14 protein-coding genes are annotated in these 18683 nt (G+C 58.5%); 12 read left to right on the plus strand and 2 right to left on the minus strand.

Going from position 1 to position 18683, the window contains the following annotated elements; translation table 11 throughout:
- The first annotated feature begins 230 nt into the window (after positions 1-230).
- The 3 genes from HK20_RS07265 (at position 231) to HK20_RS07275 (ending at position 5033) form a co-directional block, all read left to right on the plus strand.
- Positions 231-1031, plus strand: coding sequence for a deaminated glutathione amidase (locus HK20_RS07265; RefSeq protein WP_086646425.1), 801 nt, complete (start codon positions 231-233; stop codon positions 1029-1031).
- A gap of 11 nt (positions 1032-1042) precedes the next feature.
- Positions 1043-3562 carry an excinuclease ABC subunit UvrA gene (locus HK20_RS07270; RefSeq protein ID WP_086646426.1) on the plus strand — a complete coding sequence of 840 codons (2520 nt, stop codon included), beginning with the start codon at positions 1043-1045 and terminating at the stop codon, positions 3560-3562.
- 274 nt (positions 3563-3836) lie between these two features.
- Complete coding sequence (locus HK20_RS07275) at positions 3837-5033, plus strand: MFS transporter (protein ID WP_086646427.1); 1197 nt, start codon at positions 3837-3839, stop codon at positions 5031-5033.
- 91 nt (positions 5034-5124) lie between these two features.
- Here the strand turns inward: HK20_RS07275 and HK20_RS07280 are convergent, their stop codons facing one another.
- Together HK20_RS07280 and HK20_RS07285 are read right to left on the minus strand one after the other, a co-directional pair.
- Positions 5125-6081 (minus strand): GGDEF domain-containing protein, encoded by a 957-nt coding sequence (locus HK20_RS07280; protein ID WP_086646428.1) that lies wholly within the window; start codon positions 6079-6081, stop codon positions 5125-5127.
- 536 nt (positions 6082-6617) lie between these two features.
- A complete protein-coding gene (locus HK20_RS07285) occupies positions 6618-7235 on the minus strand; it encodes a YceI family protein (RefSeq protein ID WP_086646429.1) in 618 nt (205 codons plus the stop codon).
- 197 nt (positions 7236-7432) lie between these two features.
- Between HK20_RS07285 and HK20_RS07290 the strand changes: the two genes are divergently transcribed.
- The 9 genes from HK20_RS07290 (at position 7433) to HK20_RS07330 (ending at position 18683) form a co-directional block, all read left to right on the plus strand.
- Positions 7433-8797 carry a sensor histidine kinase gene (locus HK20_RS07290; RefSeq protein WP_086646430.1) on the plus strand — a complete coding sequence of 455 codons (1365 nt, stop codon included), beginning with the start codon at positions 7433-7435 and terminating at the stop codon, positions 8795-8797.
- Positions 8798-8804: 7 nt separating this feature from the next.
- A complete protein-coding gene (locus HK20_RS07295; RefSeq protein WP_086646431.1) occupies positions 8805-9803 on the plus strand; it encodes a HupU protein in 999 nt (332 codons plus the stop codon).
- Between the two features lie 8 nt (positions 9804-9811).
- On the plus strand, positions 9812-11287 hold the full coding sequence (locus HK20_RS07300) for a nickel-dependent hydrogenase large subunit (protein WP_086646491.1): 1476 nt from the start codon (positions 9812-9814) through the stop codon (positions 11285-11287).
- Positions 11287-13596 (plus strand): carbamoyltransferase HypF, encoded by a 2310-nt coding sequence (gene hypF / locus HK20_RS07305; RefSeq protein WP_198943895.1) that lies wholly within the window; start codon positions 11287-11289, stop codon positions 13594-13596. The genes HK20_RS07300 and hypF overlap by 1 nt, the downstream gene beginning before the upstream one ends.
- Positions 13597-13770: 174 nt before the next feature.
- Positions 13771-14850 (plus strand): hydrogenase small subunit, encoded by a 1080-nt coding sequence (locus HK20_RS07310; protein ID WP_025825895.1) that lies wholly within the window; start codon positions 13771-13773, stop codon positions 14848-14850.
- Positions 14847-16667 (plus strand): nickel-dependent hydrogenase large subunit, encoded by a 1821-nt coding sequence (locus tag HK20_RS07315; protein WP_086646433.1) that lies wholly within the window; start codon positions 14847-14849, stop codon positions 16665-16667. Before HK20_RS07310 ends, HK20_RS07315 begins: the two co-directional genes overlap by 4 nt.
- A 13-nt stretch (positions 16668-16680) precedes the next feature.
- Positions 16681-17442 (plus strand): Ni/Fe-hydrogenase, b-type cytochrome subunit, encoded by a 762-nt coding sequence (gene cybH / locus HK20_RS07320; protein WP_086646434.1) that lies wholly within the window; start codon positions 16681-16683, stop codon positions 17440-17442.
- Positions 17443-17660: 218 nt separating this feature from the next.
- The gene (locus tag HK20_RS07325; RefSeq protein WP_086646435.1) at positions 17661-18311 is read left to right on the plus strand and encodes a HyaD/HybD family hydrogenase maturation endopeptidase; all 651 of its coding nucleotides are present in this window, start codon (positions 17661-17663) and stop codon (positions 18309-18311) included.
- A 3-nt stretch (positions 18312-18314) separates the two neighbouring features.
- Complete coding sequence (locus HK20_RS07330) at positions 18315-18683, plus strand: HypC/HybG/HupF family hydrogenase formation chaperone (protein ID WP_086646436.1); 369 nt, start codon at positions 18315-18317, stop codon at positions 18681-18683.

The raw sequence follows: 18683 nt of genomic DNA on the forward strand, positions 1-18683 counted from the left end.
CAGGCGCATGGGGCAGGCCTTTTGTTGGCATGGGCAGAAATACTTCCAATACGCCAAACAGCACCGGGCAAAGTGTGATGATTTGATGATGAATAACCGGGCAGGGATGATCAGGCAGTCAGGCGTCGGGGGTTTGATTTTGCGCCTGATCGGTTATGCTTTTACCCAAGCTGATGCGCCGGTGTGCGTGCCTGCGTCTGCCGCTGGTTTGGCCCCTAAGGATTCCTCGGATGAAAATCGCTCTAGGACAATTTGCCGTTGCACCGGAATGGCGCGTCAATCTTGATCAATGCGTATCCCTGATCGAGCGGGCTGCGGCGGAAGGGGCCGGGCTGCTTATTCTGCCAGAGAGCATTATCGCGGCAGATATGCACGACCCCGGCATTACCGTACGCACGGCGCAAATGCTGGATGGTCCATTTGTCAGCGGGCTGGTTAACGCGCTGGCTGGTAAGGCGCTGAGCGTTATCTGCTGCATTGCCACCCCCGCCGTACCTGCGCTGACCCATAACTGCCAGATTGTGCTTGATGCGACCGGGGTGGTGGCCTGCTACCGCAAGCTGCACTTGTATGATGCCTTTAACATGAAGGAATCAAACGACTATGTGCCCGGCACGGAACTCCCCCCTATTGTGCAGGTGGGGGATATACGTGTGGGGTTGATGACCTGTTACGATGTGCGCTTCCCCGAGGTCGCACGCTCTCTTGTGGTGCGTGGTGCGGACCTGCTGAGCGTGCCAGCCGCATGGGTGCGCGGCCCCGGCAAGGAATGGCACTGGGAAGTTATGGTAACGGCCCGTGCGCTGGAGAACACCTGCTACGTGGCCGCCGTGGGCGAGTGCGGCCCCCGCAACATAGGGTGCAGCATGCTGGTGGACCCCATGGGGGTTGCCGTGGTTCGCGCGGGGAGTGGCCCGGACCTGCTCTTTGCCAATATGGACAAGGAGCGTATGCGCGCAACCCGTGAGGTTCTGCCCGTGCTGGCCAACCGCCGGTTCAAGGACCCGGAGCTCAGGGCGGCACAGGAGTAAGGTAATCCCCGATGCACAGCAGGCACCCAGTGGAAGAAGCAGGCCGGGAGGCAGATAACGGGTTTGTGCATGTGCGTGGGGCGCGTGAACATAACCTGAAAAATGTTAGCCTGAGCATCCCGCGGGACAGTCTGGTTGTGTTTACGGGGCTTTCGGGTTCGGGCAAGTCCTCGCTGGCATTTGGCACGTTGTACGCAGAGGCCCAGCGCCGTTATCTGGAATCTGTCTCGCCCTATGCCCGGCGGCTGTTCCAGCAGATGCCCGTTCCCGATGTGGACGGGGTGGATGGGCTTCCCCCGGCCATAGCACTCCAGCAACAGCGCGGAGGGAGTTCGGGCCGTTCGTCCGTGGGGAGTATTACAACACTCTCCAACCTGCTGCGCATGCTGTACTCGCGTGCGGGGGATTATCCTCCGGGGTTAGCTCGGCTGGAGGCGGAATCCTTCTCCCCCAATACCCCTATGGGGGCCTGCAAACGCTGCCACGGGCTGGGCCGTATTCATGATGTTACGGAGGAGAGCATGGTGCCAGATCCATCACGCACACTCCGTGAGCGGGCTGTGGCATCGTGGCCGAGTGCATGGCAGGGGCAGAACCTGCGAGATATTCTGATCACCAGAGGTGTGGATGTTGATATTCCCTGGCGCGACTTACCCAAAAAAACGCGCGAGTGGATACTTTTTACCGATGAAACCCCAACTCACCCGGTCTATCCCGGCCTCACCCACGCGCAGGTGGTGCAGGCCATGGCGCAGGGCGTGGAGCCAGCATACCAAGGTACATTTACGGGGGCGCGGCGATATATTCTGCAAACATTTGCCAAGTCGCAAAGTGCCATGATGCGCCGCCGGGTCGAGGCATTCATGACCACCACACTCTGCCCGGCCTGCCACGGCCAGCGGCTTAATGCCGATGCCCTGCGTGTAACATTTGGCGGGTACACAATAGCTGCCATGACTGCCTTGCCGCTGGAAACAATAGCCGCAACACTTCGCACGACTATTGGCGCAAAGCCCGCAGCAGATGCAACGGCCATTGCCGCGGAGCGGATTGTGCAGGACATGGCTGCCCGGATTGGTGTGCTCGAAGAGCTGGGGCTCGGCTACCTGCAAATGGATCGGGGCGTGCAGACCCTCTCACCCGGGGAATACCAGCGCCTGCGGCTTGGCACACAGATTCATTCCAACCTGTTTGGAGTGGTCTATGTGCTGGATGAACCATCAGCCGGGTTGCATCCGGCGGATACACAGGCCCTGCTTACCGCACTGGAGCACTTGCGCCGCGCAGGGAACTCGCTTTTTCTGGTTGAGCATAATCTGGATATTATCCGCCATGCGCAATGGGTGGTGGATGTAGGGCCGCAGGCGGGCACACGGGGGGGAGAGATACTGTATTCCGGCCCCCTTGCCGGGTTGGAAGATATTGCTGCGTCCCACACCCGCCATTACGTGTTCGCCGCCTCCGCCCGAGTGGCCTGCACGCCCAGAACGCCACAGGCGTGGCTGCGGCTGGATGGTATGACGTGGAATAATCTGAATAATCTTTCTGCGGCTTTTCCTCTTGGCACGCTGGTTGCGGTTACGGGGGTGTCGGGTTCGGGTAAATCCTCTCTGGTCAGTCAGGTGTTAACCAGCATTGTAGCCCGCGCGCTGGGGCAAACCCCGGTGGTGGAGGAGGAAGAGGACCCCATTGTAGCCTCTAACCCCATGGGGGAGCCGCAGGGCCATATTGTGGAGGGGCTGGAGCATATCAGGCGTCTGGTGGTCATTGACCAAAAACCCATAGGGCGCACGCCCCGCTCCAACCTTGCGACCTATACGGGTCTGTTCGACATGATCCGTAAACTCTATGCCAGAACGGAACTGGCACAAAAACGGGGGTATGATGCGGGGTACTTCTCCTTCAACCTGCCCAAGGGGCGTTGCCCAACCTGTGAAGGGGCGGGGGCAACCATGGTGGAGCTGCTGTTTCTGCCCAGTGTGTACGCGCCGTGCCCCACATGCCATGGAGCGCGTTACAAACCGCAGGTGCTTGAGGTTACCTACCGGGGCCGTTCCATTGCCGACCTTCTGGCCATGACGGTGGATGAAGCCTGCCTGTTCATGGCCGAAGATGCGGGTCCGGCACAGATTCTGGCCACACTGCAACGTGGCGGGCTGGGGCACCTTACTCTGGGGCAGCCTGCAACAGAGCTTTCCGGTGGGGAGGCACAGCGGATCAAGCTGGCAACGGAGTTGCAGAAACAGCGGCGTGGCCACACGCTTTATGTGCTGGACGAGCCCACAACCGGCCTGCACCCGTTTGATGCAGACAGGCTGATGGAACATCTGCATGAGCTGGTGCAGGCTGGTAATACCGTTCTGGTGGCCGAGCACGATATGCGGCTTGTTGCAAGGAGCGACTGGGTTATTGACTTGGGCCCGGGAGCAGGCAGCCGGGGAGGGCGCATTGTGGCGCAGGGTGTGCCGTATGACGTGGCACACACACAGGGCAGCACAACTGGCCCGTTTTTGGCCCGTTATACCGGGTAAGGCTCTGGCCGGTGTGGGGGTACCCGGAGGCGCACGGCCGGGTGGGGTGCCGCAGTATAGTGTGCAGGGGTGGTTGGTATGGTTTGTTGCCCATGGTTAATGTAGGCAAAACCGGGGCTGGCATGACAGTTTTATAAGATTTCGGAATATAAGAAATAAAGCCAACTCCCTTCGTTTATACAGCATTTAGGTGTTTCGCTTTGGTGCAGGAAGTGCCAGAAGGGCGCCGCACACACGGTATAAATCCGTATTTCTGTCTTTAAAACAGGTTGTCATGCTTTTTAAAAATCTTCCCCCCGGAGCTAGTATCGGGCTTTGGGCGCTGTTTGCCTGCACCTTTACGGCGCTGACCAGTGAGGTTGCACCCGTTGGCATACTGATAGAAATGGCCGGGACCTTCCATATACAGGAAGGTCAGGCCGGGCTGGCCGTGAGTGCTTTTGCGCTTATGGTTGCCCTTGGTGCCGTGCCCCTGACCATTATGACCGCACATATCGACCGTAAGCGGCTTATGCTTGTTTCTCTCTCGGGCTATGTGGTGTCCAATCTGGTGGTGGCCATGGCACCCACTTTTGTTGTGCTATGCGCAGGCCGCTGTATTGGCGGGCTGGCCCATGCGCTGCTTATGTCCATTGTCTCGGCTTACGCGGCCCGCCTTGTGCCTGCGGGAATGACCGGGCGGGCTATTTCGTTCGTGTATGGCGGTACATCGCTCGGGGCTATTCTGGGGGTGCCGGGGACTGCGGCCGTCGGGCATCTGGCCAGCTGGCGCGTGGCTATGTACATCATGACCGGTATTGCCGTTGTACTCACGCTCTGCATTGCGTTTTTTCTGCCACCCGTCTCCTCTGCCGTGCATGTCAAGGAAAGCCTGCCTAGCATTGTCTCGCGCAAGGTCATGCGCACGTTTCTGGTTGTGGTTCTGGTGGATGCGGTCTTCTTTTTCGCACATAACCTGCTGTACACGTATGTCACGCCGCTCCTGCTTGAGCATGGGCTGTCCAATGGTGTGCTCAGCATTGCTCTGCTGCTTACCGGAGGGCTGAGTATTCTGGGCCTATGGGGTGCAGGGCAGATTGTGGACCGCCGACCGGCTGCAGGTATGCTGGCCAGCGGTATGGCCATGCTTGTGGGCATGGGTCTTCTGTATGGGCATATCCTGTCGGGCTGGATGTCTGTCGCGGCGGTGGGCCTGTGGTGTATTGGTTATTCCGCCATTATTCCGTTTGTTATGTCCGGCGCGATCCGGGCCCGTGCCACCCGGGCGGACGTGGCCGGTGCTGCCATTAACGCCGCAAGCAATGCCGGTATTCTGCTCGGTTCTGCCGCAGGGGGTATGGTGCTGACACAGGCAGGCTTTGCGGTGCTGACACCTCTGGCTCTTGCGGTTGCACTGTGTGGTATTCTGATCGCGTTTTTCAGCACTTCCGCATTCCCGCACGTGCTGCATCCCGCAGAGCATGAGGAATAAAAGGCTAGTGCTCCTGCCTGCATGGAGCAGTCGGGCTGGTCAGGCGTAGGAGCGTTCCCACTATGTGGCCGGGCGCAGGGGCCGGAGCACCTTAAGGTGCAGGGGGCTTGATGGTGACAAGAGGCTTTTGGGAGCGCTTTCTGGCAGGAATTTTCTTTTTGGTGCTGTACATGGACTGGTCGGCATGGACCATAATGGCAGCAAGGTCCTTGCCGTCCTCGGGGTAAAGCCCGCCGCCAATGCTACCCGACAGGGAGAGTTTGAGCGTATCAACCGTTACCGGGCGGCGCAGGGCAGCCAGCAGTTTGTTGCTGACCGTATCCAGCATGGTCCTGCTCTCAATGCCGGGGAGCAGAATACCAAATTCATCCCCGCCCATACGCACGACATAGTCGCTTTTGCGTACGCTTTTGCGCAGCCTGCGGGCCATGCTCCGCAACACGTTATCCCCGGTGGCATGGCCGTATGTGTCATTGATCGGTTTGAACTGGTCCAGATCAATCATGAGGAAGCCTATGGCCTGCGCGGGGTCGTCTTCTATTTCCTCATTCCAGCGCTCCATCAGGCCGCGTCGGTTGCCAACGCCGGTTAGCTCATCTGTAAAGGCATCTTTCTGGAGTGCGCGGTATTTGCGCTTGATGTCTGAAATATCGCGGAAAATACCAATCGCTATGCCCTGCTTATGGAACATGAGCGCATAGTGCTGCACAATGCGTATTCTGCCATCTGCGCCTTTAAGGTCGAGCACCAGTTCTGGCAGTTCGCTTGTGTCCTCCCGATCCGCCCGGCTTTTGGCATGCCGGACCTGAGCACGGAGCTGTTCCTGCTGCTTGGGGTCCACGCAACTGGTGTCGATCAGTGCGGACATGGTGGAAATCTTGTCGTCCGCAATATGGCGGAAGGCCGGGTTGCGCAGGAGAATCTGGCTATCGGACAGACGCACAACGACTGTCCCGATCGGAACTTTCCTGAAAAGTGTTTGCCCCAGAGTCGCCAGATCAGGAAGGGTAGAAAAATCAAACTGACCAGACAGGGGATCGGCGTTCATAGATGGGTATTATCCTGTGCAGCGGTACCGGGCTGGTCTGGCGCCTTGGTAAACGGGGCGCTCAGTCAAAAAAGTTCAGCCAAAACGAGCATACGGGTTTAATAAAGCCTGTTCAGGCCACAACCATAGTGCCCGAGTGTGAGTTGGCCATGCTTCGACCCTAAATACACCATAGACAATGATATATATCAATCATTCTGTATTATTTACGTTTGGCAGATAAGGCAGGTATGTAAGCCCCGCTGGATTCCATGGTCGACTAAAGGGAGAACTCGGGGGCTGAACAGGCCGTGAGTGGTAATAATAAATCCAAGATTTTTTCTGGATTTTCAATGAATTATGTGCGGGAAATATTGTGTGTTGAATTGATGGCTCGGCAGGGAGTGGGCTTATTTGTTGTGTGGATGATGATTATTCAGTTGGGTTGCGCCTAACATTATTGTGCTTGGGGGGGAGCCACAAAGGGCCTGCGCGCCACATGGCTGCCACTACATTCTAAAAAAGCAGGGTTGCCATGTGGTGCGCAGGCGGGGCGGTTAATTCTGCTTTTCGAACGCACCGGAAATGCGCAAGGTTACGGAATCACTCACATAAGGCACATAGGTCTTGATGCCGAAGTCGCTGCGGTTGAAGGTGCTTGTGGCGTCAAATCCGGTCGTATATTTTTTATCCATCGGGTTGATGCCAGCCCCTACAAAATGCGCATTCAGGGTAATCGGCTTTGTAACGCCGTGCAGGGTCAGGTTGCCGTGGATTGTCGCATCATTCTGGCCAAGCATTTTAATGCTGGTCGAAACAAAGGTCGCATTCGGGAACTTTGTCGCATCAAACCACTGCGGGCCTTTCAGCTCATCAGTGAGCTGGGAGCTGGTTGTCTGAACGGATGCAACCGGAATGGTCACGGATAATCTGGAAGATGCGGGGGACTGGGCATTCAGCTCCAGTGTGCCCGATGCGTTGGAAAACGCACCGTAGTAGTTGGTAAACCCAAAATGCAGGACGGAAAACCCGATCTGGGTATGGCCGGTTTCCACCGCATAGGTGCCAGACTGGACCTGAGACGCTTTGGTAATGGTCTGGGCGGATACGGGGCTGAGGGTGCTGAAGGCAATGATGGCCGAAGCCGCCGAAAATAAAAGAGAAGCGCGGTTCATGCTGGGGAATGCTCCAAAGCGTAAGGTCAGGATAGACGTGTCCAGATATGAATAGCAGGGCACACGTGAATTAATGAATAACAATAATATAAATGCTCTGGTTATGTTTTTTGTTTCGTTTTCTGTGGGTAGGCGGCGCTTGGGCCTGTGTTATAATCCCCGCCACGTTCACGTATGAATTAAGGGGAGGGCCGTCAATGCTGACCGGAAAGGCCCCACAGCCCGAGCCTGTTAACGCCTCCGCCGAGGGCGAGCAGATATGGCTGAACGTTATAGGTAAAATGGAAGAAACCTGGGGTCAGCTTATTGGTCAGCAGGTGGAGCTGGAGCGTAAAAATGCCGCTTTAGAAGAAGCGCACGCATTTATGGCCAGCGTGTTTGAATCCATGTCCGATGTGCTGGTGGCGTGCGATACGGCACTGCGCATCGTGCGCACGAATACGGCTGCGGAAAAACTGTTTGCACCAGAAGGGCAAAGCATTGTCGGCGTGCGGCTGGAGGACCTGATAGCCCCCTCATCTGGCTTGAAAACCGAGGATGTTGCAAGCAGCATGACCCGGCGGCAGGGGCTGGAGGACAGGGAGTTCCAGTTCTCCACCACATCGGGTGCGCTACCTTTTGCCGTTAATGGCACGCTGTTATACGACCGGCGGCAACGCCTTTCCGGCATTGTGCTGCTTGGTCGGCCCTTGGGGGAGGTCAGGCGCGCTTATTCCGAGCTGGATCAGGCGCACCGTAACCTCAAGGCTGCCCATGTGCAGTTGGTACAGGCCGAAAAAATGGCATCCCTTGGGCGGCTGGTTGCCGGGGTTGCGCATGAGCTGAATAACCCGATCTCGTTCGTGTATGGCAATGCCTATACGCTCAAACGCTTTGTTCCCCGGCTGGTCGCGTATCTGGAGCATATTCATGCCCAGCCCGGCGCAGCCCTGTTTGCGCAGGAGCGGCAGGCATTGCGGGTGGATATGGTTGTCTCCGAACTGGGGGGCACGCTGGACGGTATTGTAGAAGGTGCCGAGCGCGTGCGTGATATTGTGGCCGACCTGCGCCGCTTTTCATCAGACCGGCGGAGTGCTGGGGCTGTGTTCGATATGGCAGGCGTTGTGCGTACGGGGCTGGAATGGGTGCTTGCCAGCGCGGACCGTATTGTGGAAACCCGCATGGATGTGGAAGAACCGCTGGAGGTTGAAGGCCATGCAGGGCGTATGCAGCAGGTTGTCATGAATCTGGTGCAGAATGCGCTCGATGCCATGGAAGATGTGCCACACCCTGTACTGTGCGTGACAGCAAAGCGGGATGGCGTGCGCGTGCGCGTGCAGATTGCCGATAACGGGAGCGGTATCCCCCCCGATGTGGCGGGCCATATATTTGATCCGTTTTTTACAACCAAGCCTGTCGGCAAGGGAACGGGGTTAGGGCTTGCCATCTGCTATGGCACCGTATCCGACCATGGGGGGCAGTTTACGGTGCGTAACGGGGCGCAGGGTGGTGCGGTTGTGGCGTTTGACCTGCCCGCATTTGCCCCGGATGGCGGGCCAGCCGTGTTACCGGAAGAAGGGTAGGGAGAGCATGGCTTTTACTGTTCTGTGGCTTCAGTCCGGTGGGTGCGGCGGGTGCAGCATGTCGCTCCTGTGCGCTGAAACCCCGGACCTTGTGGCCCAGCTACGCGGTGCGGGTGTGGAGTTTTTGTGGCATCCCAGCCTGTCGGAGCAAAGCGGTGCGGAGGTCAAGGCACTGCTGGCGGACATTCTGGCAGGCCATGTGCGGATGGATGCTCTGTGTCTGGAAGGGGCCGTGCTGCGTGGGCCAGAAGGCACGGGCCGTTACCATGTTATGGGGGGCACGGACCTGCCCATGATGGAATGGGTCCGCCAGTTGGCCGCAGTTGCGCGTTACGTTGTGGCTGTGGGCAGTTGCTCGGCCTATGGCGGTATGGCTGCGGCATCCCCCAATATTCTGGATGCCTGTGGGTTGCAGTATGAAGGTGTGCATCCTGGTGGGGCACTGGGGGCGGATTTTCGGGCGCAATCCGGTTTGCCGGTTGTGAATATCGCAGGCTGCCCGACGCATCCGGGCTGGGTGATTGAGACACTGGCCCTGCTGGCACAGGAAAACCTGCACGCGGAGGATATGGACGCAGTCGGTCGCCCCCGCCTGTATGCTGACCAGCTTGTGCATCAGGGCTGCACGCGGAATGAGTATTACGAATACAAGGCCAGTGCGCGCCAGCCCGCCCAGTTGGGCTGCATGATGGAATATATGGGGTGTGTCGGCACACAGGCCCATGCAGACTGTAACAACCGCCTGTGGAACGGGGAAGGCTCCTGCACACGAGGAGGCTATGCCTGCATTAACTGCACAGCCCCCGAGTTTGAGGAGCCGGGACACCCCTTTGCCCAAACGCCGCGTATAGCCGGTATTCCTGTTGGCTTACCAACCGATATGCCAAAGGCATGGTTTGTTGCGCTCTCCACGTTGGCAAAGGCGGCAACGCCAGACCGTGTTGCCCGCAATGCGGTAAGCGATCATCTGCTTGTGCCGCCGAGCAGCACGTGGGCGGAGGGGTAGGTGCATATATGGTGGAGCAGACAAAAACCCGGCTGGTGGCAGGCCCTTTCAACCGCGTGGAAGGGGATCTGGAAGTGCGGCTGGATGTTGTGGGGCATCAGGTGGAGCGGGCTTGGGTAAATGCGCCGCTCTTCCGGGGTATAGAGCGGGTGCTGGAAGGCCGCACCCCCATGGATGCACTGGTTATTGCGCCGCGCATCTGTGGCATATGTTCTGTCTCCCAGTCCCATGCGGCCGCACTCGCGTTGGGCGGTGTTATGGGCGTGGTGCCAACCCATAACGGCCAGCTTGCCACCAACCTGATTTTGGCGACTGAAAATCTGGCAGATCACCTCACGCATTTTCACCTGTTCTTCATGCCCGATTTTGCCCGCCCGGATTATGAGGGACGGCCTTGGTACCCCCGTGCGTATGAGCGTTTTGCCGCCTTACGCGGGAGTGCCGTGCGCGGTATTTTGCAAACGCGGGCACTGGCACTGCATGTTATGGGTATTCTGGCAGGGCACTGGCCGCACACGCTGGCCATACAGCCCGGCGGTTTGTCCCGCGGGGTAGAAAAGCAGGAATGCACACGCCTGCTGGGTATTCTGGGGGGTGTACGCGCCGCGCTGGAGGACAGTCTGTTTGGCACAAGACTGGAGGATGTTGCCGCCCTGTCCGCCCCGCAGGACCTCCGCCATGGGAGGGATAAACAGAACGGATCAGATTTTGGGCTGTTTTTACAAATTGCCCGGGATCTTGCCTTGCAGCACAGTGGGCGCAGCTACGATCGGTTTTTAAGTTTTGGGGCGTATCCGGGTTTTGAATCTGATCCCCGGCAACGCCACTGGCGCTCTGGTATTTTTGAATCCGGAGCCGTGCGGGCCTTGAATATTCAAGAGGTGCGGGAAGATCACACCTTCAGCCATATGGCGCAGGCTCCGCAGCCTTTGCCTCCGTTTGAAGGCACGACCGAACCCCATATGCGCGAGGATGCGTCCTACACATGGTGCAAGGCTCCCCGCATAGCGGGGTTGCCGTGCGAGACAGGCGCTCTGGCCCGCCAGCTTATGGCAGGCCAGCCATTGGTGCGTGCACTTGTGGCTGATTATGGTGGGAATGTTCTGTCCCGCGTGGTGGCGCGGCTTGTGGAGGTTGCACGGCTTGTGCCGCTTATGGAGCAGTGGGTCCGCGCCCTACGTCCGGGCGAGCCGTGGTGCCACGCCCAGCCCGGCACCGTGCCCGATGGGCGCGCCATAGGCATGACAGAGGCTGCCCGTGGTGCTCTGGGCCACTGGCTTTGCGTGGAAAAAGGGCTGATCTCACGCTATCAAATTATAGCCCCGACAACATGGAACTTTTCACCGCGAGACAGCGCCGGGGTGGAAGGCCCGCTTGAATACGCGCTAAGGGGGGCTCCCGTAAAAGAAGGGGAGCAGACCCCGCTGTCCGTGCAGCATATTGTGCGCTCGTTTGACCCGTGCATGGCATGTACCGTGCACTAATGCCCGAGTGTGCTGAGGAAATTTTTGTAACAGGTTTGGTGCAGGGGGTTGGTTTTCGGCCTTTTGTATGGCGTCTTGCGCAAAAGCTGGGGCTGCGGGGCTATGTGAGCAACCGGGGCGATGGCGTGCGGATTGTCGTAGTTGGGCCACCAGAGCGGGTGGCGGCACTGGTGGATGCGCTCGCAAGCCCGCCTCCTCGTGCCCGTATTGTGGCGCTCAAGCGCAGCATGGCGCAGGACGAAGGCTGGCAGGGTTTTACCATACAGGCCAGCCAGCCCGGTACGGTGCAGGCTGGCATTGTGGCGGATCTGGCTATATGCCCCGCCTGCATTGCGGAAATTGCGGATAAAAAAGACCGCCGCTACCAGTATGCTTTTACAAACTGCACAGATTGCGGGCCACGTTTTTCCATTGTCACCGGCATTCCGTATGACCGTGCCCGCACGACCATGGCGGCCTTTGCCATGTGCCCCGCCTGTGGGGCCGAATATGCCAACCCGCAGGACAGGCGCTTCCATGCCCAGCCCGTTGCCTGCCCGGTGTGCGGCCCCCGGTTGACGTTTGTCTCCGGGCAAAAGGGGAGCAACCCTGTTGTGGGGGATGGGGCGCTTGATCACGCCGTGAGCAGTCTGCTGGCGGGGCAGGTGGTGGCCATAAAAGGGATCGGGGGTTTTCATCTGGCCTGCCTTGCCGGTTCGGAGGCGGCTGTTGCAGCACTGCGGGAGCGCAAGAACAGGCCCACCCGCCCGCTTGCGGTTATGGTGCGGGATATGGCTATGGTGGAAGACTATGCCCATTTCTGTGCCGCGGAGCGTCAGGCGCTGGAGGATGTCTCAGCTCCCGTCGTGCTGGTCCGCCAGCGCAGGGAGTGGGCTTTTGCGCCCAATGTGGCCCCGGGTGTGGAGCGGGTCGGGCTGCTTCTGCCCTATACGCCGCTGCATGTTGTGCTCATGCAAAAAATTGGTCAGCCGCTGGTCATGAGCAGTGCCAACCGTTCGGGGCAGCCGCAGGTTGTGCATAATGCTGAAGCGCTGGAGGACCTGCAGGGCATTGCGGATGCATGGCTCATGCACAACCGGCCTATTGCCAGGCGGCTGGATGATAGCGTGGTGCGTGTGCTGGCCGGGCAGGCGCGGGTTTTGCGCCGGGGCCGGGGGCTGGCACCAGAGCCACTGCCGCTACCGGCTCTTACGGCAAAATCTCCCCCCGTTCTGGCGATGGGGGGGGATTTAAAAGCCGCGTTCTGTCTGACGCAGGGCGGGCGGGCTCTGCTGTCCCACCATCTGGGGGATATGGCGCAACTGGCTACGGAGCAGGCTATGCTGGCCGCTCTGGCGGATTACAGGGCACTGTTCGGGCAAACGCCCGCCATTGTGGCAGTGGATGCCCACCCCGGGTACCGCAGTCGCGCTGTAGGGCAAAAACTGGCGGAAGATCACGGCTGGCAGCTTGAAACAGTCTGGCACCACCATGCACACATTGCCGCTACCATGGCCGAGAATGGGTGGGAGAAGGGGCCTGTTCTGGGGCTGGCGCTTGATGGCACAGGCTATGGGCCGGATGGCACCTTATGGGGGTGCGAAATACTGTTGTGTGATTATGCCCATATGACCCGCTTGGGCCGTTTGGCCACAGTGCCCATGCTGGGGGGAGAAAAAGCCGCGCGTGAACCCTGGCGCATGCTTTTGGCACATCTGGACAACGCTTTGGGGGCGGAGGAGGCCTGCAAAGTGCAGGCACAACTCTGCGCGCTAAAGGACAGGCCGGTAGATGCCCTGCGCTCCATGGTACGCGCTGGGGTTAATGCTCCCCTGACCAGCTCCGCCGGGCGCCTGTTTGATGCCATGGCAGCCCTTGTTGGCACGGCCCCAACCCGCCTGAGTTATGAGGGAGAGGCCGCCATGCAACTGGAAGCGCTGGCTGAAAAGGCAGAAGGAGCCTGTGAGCCGCTGGAGTTTGGTTTGCATCTGTGCGGCACCTTGCTGGAAATAGACGCTGCTCCCATGTGGCGCGCTGGCCTGCACAGGCTGGCAGAAGGGGTTGCTGCCCCCGAACTGGCCTGGGCGTTCCATGCCGGGCTGGCGCGTGTTCTGGCCAAAGCCGTAGGCCAGCTTGCCCGGCGTAAGGGGTTGGGTACGGTGGCGCTGGCGGGCGGTGTTATGCATAACGGTGTGCTTGTGGGCCTGCTGGTGCCGCTTTTGCAGGCCGCCGGGTTGCGCGTGCTCCTGCCCGCGCATGTACCTGCGGGGGATGGCGGGCTGGCTATGGGCCAGGCTGCGGTGGCGGCATACCGGCACAGTCAGGCCTGAAAGAGCAGATAAAAGTGGAAAGCTGGCTGCCAATTCTGTCGGCAGGGTTGTGTCCATTGGCGTGTCTGGGGCGGAGCCGCCTGCCTTTTTGGGGTGTGGCACACTTCTTGCTTTCTCCTTGTAGGTAATTGCGGACCTGTTCTGGTTCGCCGCCTGAGGAGGACGTCTTCATTGATGGCTGGACTTGAAACGTTTTATGACGTGATGCGACGGCAGGGCATTACCCGCCGCTCGTTTATCAAATACTGCTCGCTTACCGCTGCGGCCCTTGGTCTGGGGCCTGAGTTTGTGCCCCAGATTGCCAGCGCGATGGAAACCAAACCCCGCCTGCCCGTATTGTGGCTGCATGGGCTGGAATGCACCTGCTGCTCGGAAAGTTTTATTCGCTCGGCACATCCTTTGGTCAAGGATGTGGTCCTGTCCATGATCTCGCTGGATTATGATGATACCCTTATGGCGTCTGCCGGGCATCAGGCTGAGGCCATTCTGGACGAGGTCATGGAGAAGTACCACGGCAACTATATTCTGGCCGTGGAGGGGAACCCGCCCCTTAATGAAGATGGCATGTACTGCATTATTGGCGGCAAGCCATTTGTGGAGCAGCTTAAAAAAGTGGCCAGCGGGGCCAAGGCCATTATCTCGTGGGGGTCATGTGCGTCGTATGGCTGCGTGCAGGCGGCTCGGCCCAACCCCACACAGGCAACCCCCGTCCACAAGGTTATTCTGGACAAGCCAATTATCAAGGTGCCCGGTTGCCCGCCCATTGCCGAGGTCATGACCGGCGTTATTACCTACATGCTTACATTTGACCGCCTGCCCGAACTGGACCGGCAGGGGCGGCCCAAAATGTTCTACTCCCAGCGCATTCACGACAAATGCTACCGCCGCCCGCATTTTGATGCCGGCCAGTATGTGGAAAGCTTTGATGATGAAGGGGCCCGCAAGGGGTACTGCCTCTACAAGGTCGGTTGCAAAGGCCCAACCACCTATAACGCTTGTTCTACCGTGCGGTGGAATGATGGCGTGTCCTTCCCCATCCAGTCCGGTCATGGCTGCATTGGCTGCTCCGAAGATGGGTTCTGGGACAAGGGGTCATGGTACGCAAGGCTCCAGAATGTCGGGGGTTTTGGCATAGAAGCCAGCGCGGACAAGGTAGGCATGGTTGCCGCCGGAGCCGTAGGTGCGGGCCTTGCCGCCCACGCCGCCATAAGCGCGCTCAGCCGCGCACGTTACAAAGGGGATGATGCCCAATGACCACGCTCCAGACACCAAACGGTTTTGCGCTTGATAACGGTGGCAAGCGCATTGTGGTGGACCCGCTGACCCGCATTGAAGGGCATATGCGCGTTGAAGTTAATGTGGATGAGCAGAACATCATCCGCAATGCGGTTTCCACCGGCACAATGTGGCGCGGGCTGGAGGTTATTCTGCGTGGGCGCGACCCGCGTGACGCATGGGCTTTTGTGGAGCGTATCTGCGGTGTGTGCACCGGCTGCCATGCTCTGGCCTCCGTGCGTGCGGTGGAAGATGCGCTGGATATTCGCATACCCACCAACGCATTCCTTATCCGCCAGATCATGGCCAAGGTTCTGGCATGGCATGACCACGTCGTGCATTTTTACCACCTGCATGCGCTGGACTGGGTTAATCCGGTCAATGCTCTGCGGGCGGACCCACGTGCAACATCCATGTTGCAGCAATCGGTTTCTCCCAACCACGCCAAATCTTCTCCCGGTTATTTCCGCGATGTGCAGAACAGGCTGAAAAAATTTGTGGAGAGCGGGCAGCTCGGCATTTTCAAAAACGGGTACTGGGACAGCAAAGCCTATCTGCTCCCGCCCGAAGCCGATCTTATGGCTGTAACGCACTACCTTGAAGCACTGGATTTTCAAAAAGAAATTGTAAAAATCCATACCATTCTGGGGGGTAAGAACCCGCACCCCAACTACATGGTTGGCGGCGTTCCCTGCGCGATCAATATTGATGGGGACATGGCAGCGGGGGCTCCGCTTAACATGGAGCGTCTGAACTTCATCAAGCAAAAGCTGGATGAAGCTTACGAGTTTTCGCAAAACGTGTATGTGCCCGATGTTATCGCGATTGCCAGCTATTACAAAAACTGGCTCTACGGTGGTGGTCTGGCAAACCATAACCTCATGGATTACGGCGATTACCCAACCGTGCAGGGGGATAAATCCACCGATCGTCTGCCCGGTGGTGTAATTCTGAATGGCAACTGGAACGAAATCCACCCGATTGATGCCCGTGACCCGCAACAGGTGCAGGAATTTGTAACCCATAGCTGGTACAGCTACGGACAGGGCCGTGAAGATATTGGGCTGCATCCATGGGATGGGGTAACCGACCCGCATTACGCTCTGGGCAGTGGGGCCAAAGGCACGCGCACCAATATTGAAGCAGTGGACGAAAACGCCAAATATTCGTGGGTCAAAGCACCGCGCTGGCGTGGCAATGCGTGCGAGGTCGGGCCTCTGGCGCGCTATATTCTGGCGTATGCAAAAGGCGTACCTTACGTTAAGGCGCAGGTCGATGATGCACTGGGGCGCTTTAACGTGCTGGCGGGCACCAGCTTTACCCCGCAGCAGGCGTTGCCAACCACCATTGGGCGTACGTTAACCCGCGCGCTGGAAGGGCATTATTGTGCCCAGCAGCTGCTGGATGATTACGATGCCCTGATCACAAACATCCGCAATGGTGATCTGGCAACAGCCAACATGTCCCGCTGGGATCCTGCAACATGGCCCAAGGAAGCAAAAGGTGTTGGCCTTGTGGCTGCTCCGCGCGGTGGTCTTGGCCACTGGATTAAAATCAAGGATGGCCGGATAGAAAACTACCAGTGCGTGGTGCCCAGCACATGGAACGCAGGCCCGCGCGATGCCAAGGGCAATATTGGTGCATTCGAAGCCTCGCTTCTGGGCACGCCCATGGCCAACCCCGAACAGCCGGTGGAAATCCTGCGCACCCTCCATTCGTTTGACCCCTGCATGGCCTGCGCCACGCATGTCATGGCACCAGATGGGGATGAACTCGCCCGCGTAACCGTGCGCTAAGGGGGATAGCCCGATGGTTCCATCCAAATCAAACATCCTGACCGACGAGGATTTGCAGGGCACAAACCTGCAGGGGCAAAACGCGCGCGCATTGCGTGCGCGCAAGCTCACCACGATTTATGTGTATGAAGCCCCTGTGCGGCTCTGGCACTGGGTGACTGCGGCCTCTATCGTTGTGCTGGTTATTACCGGGTATTTTATTGGTTCTCCTCCCCCCTCACTGTCGGGGGAGGCCAGTAACCATTTTCTTATGGGCTGGATCCGCTACCTGCATTTTTCTGCGGCGTGGATTTTTGCCGTAGGGTTTGCCGGGCGTATTTTATGGACCTTTATGGGCAATATTTACACGCGGGAGCTTTTTTATATCCCGGTCTGGCGCAAGGATTACTGGAAAGGCCTGCTGGACGAAATACTGGTCTATGCCTTTATTAAAAAGCAGGGCGAAAAAACAATCGGGCATAACCCGCTTGCCCGTACGGCCCTGTTCTTCTGCTTTACCCTGACCGGCCTGTTCATGATTATCAGCGGGTTTGCGCTGTATTCTGATGGAACCGGAATTGATAGCTGGGAAGGCAGGGTTTTTGGCTGGGTCATGCCTTGGCTTGGGGGCAGTCTTGGCACTCACTTCCTGCACCACTGGGGTATGTGGGTTATTATTCTGTTTGTTATGATTCATATCTACACCGTCACGCGGGAGGATATTATGTCCCGTCAGACGTTGCTCTCCGCCATGACCAATGGCTACCGCTCTTACAGGGATGACCGCCCTGAGTGAGAGGACTGTGACCATAAAACTGGTCAATCTGGAAATATAGAGTCCACAAAATCCTACCATCACATTTACGTGTTGGTGGGATTTTTGTATTTGCCCGGTCGCGTATCTGCCATTCTGGAAGTTGGCATGGTTCTTGCTTCTATTGAATGGCAGGAAAAGCGCGAACCAGTTCAGGCCGGTTCGCTGTTTCCCACGCAGGGTAGCAGGAGGCGGCAGACGTGGCGGCAGACGCGGTTCTATATGGCAATGAGCGGAAAATTCTGGTGCTGGGCATCGGGAATATCCTGTGGGCAGATGAGGGGTTTGGTGTTCGGGCTGTTGAGCACCTTGCCGCGCATTACAGTTTTGGCCCGGATGTGCAGATCATGGATGGTGGCACACAGGGGCTATACCTGCTGCCCGTGCTGGAAGACCTTGAAACCCTGATTATAGTGGATGCCATAGATTTTGGCCTCGCGCCTGCCACCTTGCACCATGTGGAAGGCTCTGCCGTGCCCGCCACAATTGGCGCGCGGAAGATGAGCCTCCACCAGACCGGTTTTCAGGAAGTGCTGGCCCTGCTGGAGCTGCGTGGCCATGCACCGCGCACTATTCATCTGGTGGGCGTACAGCCTGTGACCATGCAGGATTATGGCGGAGGATTGACCGAGGCCGTTGCCCGGCAGGTGCCCCACGCCGTGCATATGGTGCTGGAGCTTCTGGCGCAGCGCTACGGTGTTTGTCCCACGCCCTTGCAACACGCACCAGCACCGGGGGCCGGGGTGATGACACAGGCCGTAGCCCGCACGGCGTATGAGCAGGGCCGCCCGTCCGAAGAACTGGCCTGCCGCTATGGTGATGAACGCGTGCTTGCACGTAGCGGGGTATAAACCATGTGCCTTGGCATCCCCATGAAAGTGCTGCGTTGCGAAGGGAGCTTTGCGCTCTGCGTGGCAGAACCTCCCCCCGGCCAGCAGCAGTCCGCCCGGCAGGAGCAGGTTGATACCATACTGGTGCCCCATGTGCAGGAAGGGGACTATGTGCTGGTTTTTATGGGCATGGCACGTGCACGCATGGAGCCGGATGAGGCCCGCAAACTGCAAGATGCCCTTCAGGCTCTAGCCACACTGGCCGCAGCGCCAGTGGATGCAGGGGCTACCCAGAAAATTGTAACCCACGGGTTTGCAGACCTGTGCAATGCGCCACCGCGCCTTCCCCCCCACCTTCAGGCTGCATTCGATGCAGGGCTTACGGAGGCCTGA

The organism is Acetobacter sp. DsW_54, assembly GCF_002153575.1.
Taxonomy (GTDB): Bacteria; Pseudomonadota; Alphaproteobacteria; order Acetobacterales; family Acetobacteraceae; genus Acetobacter; species Acetobacter fabarum.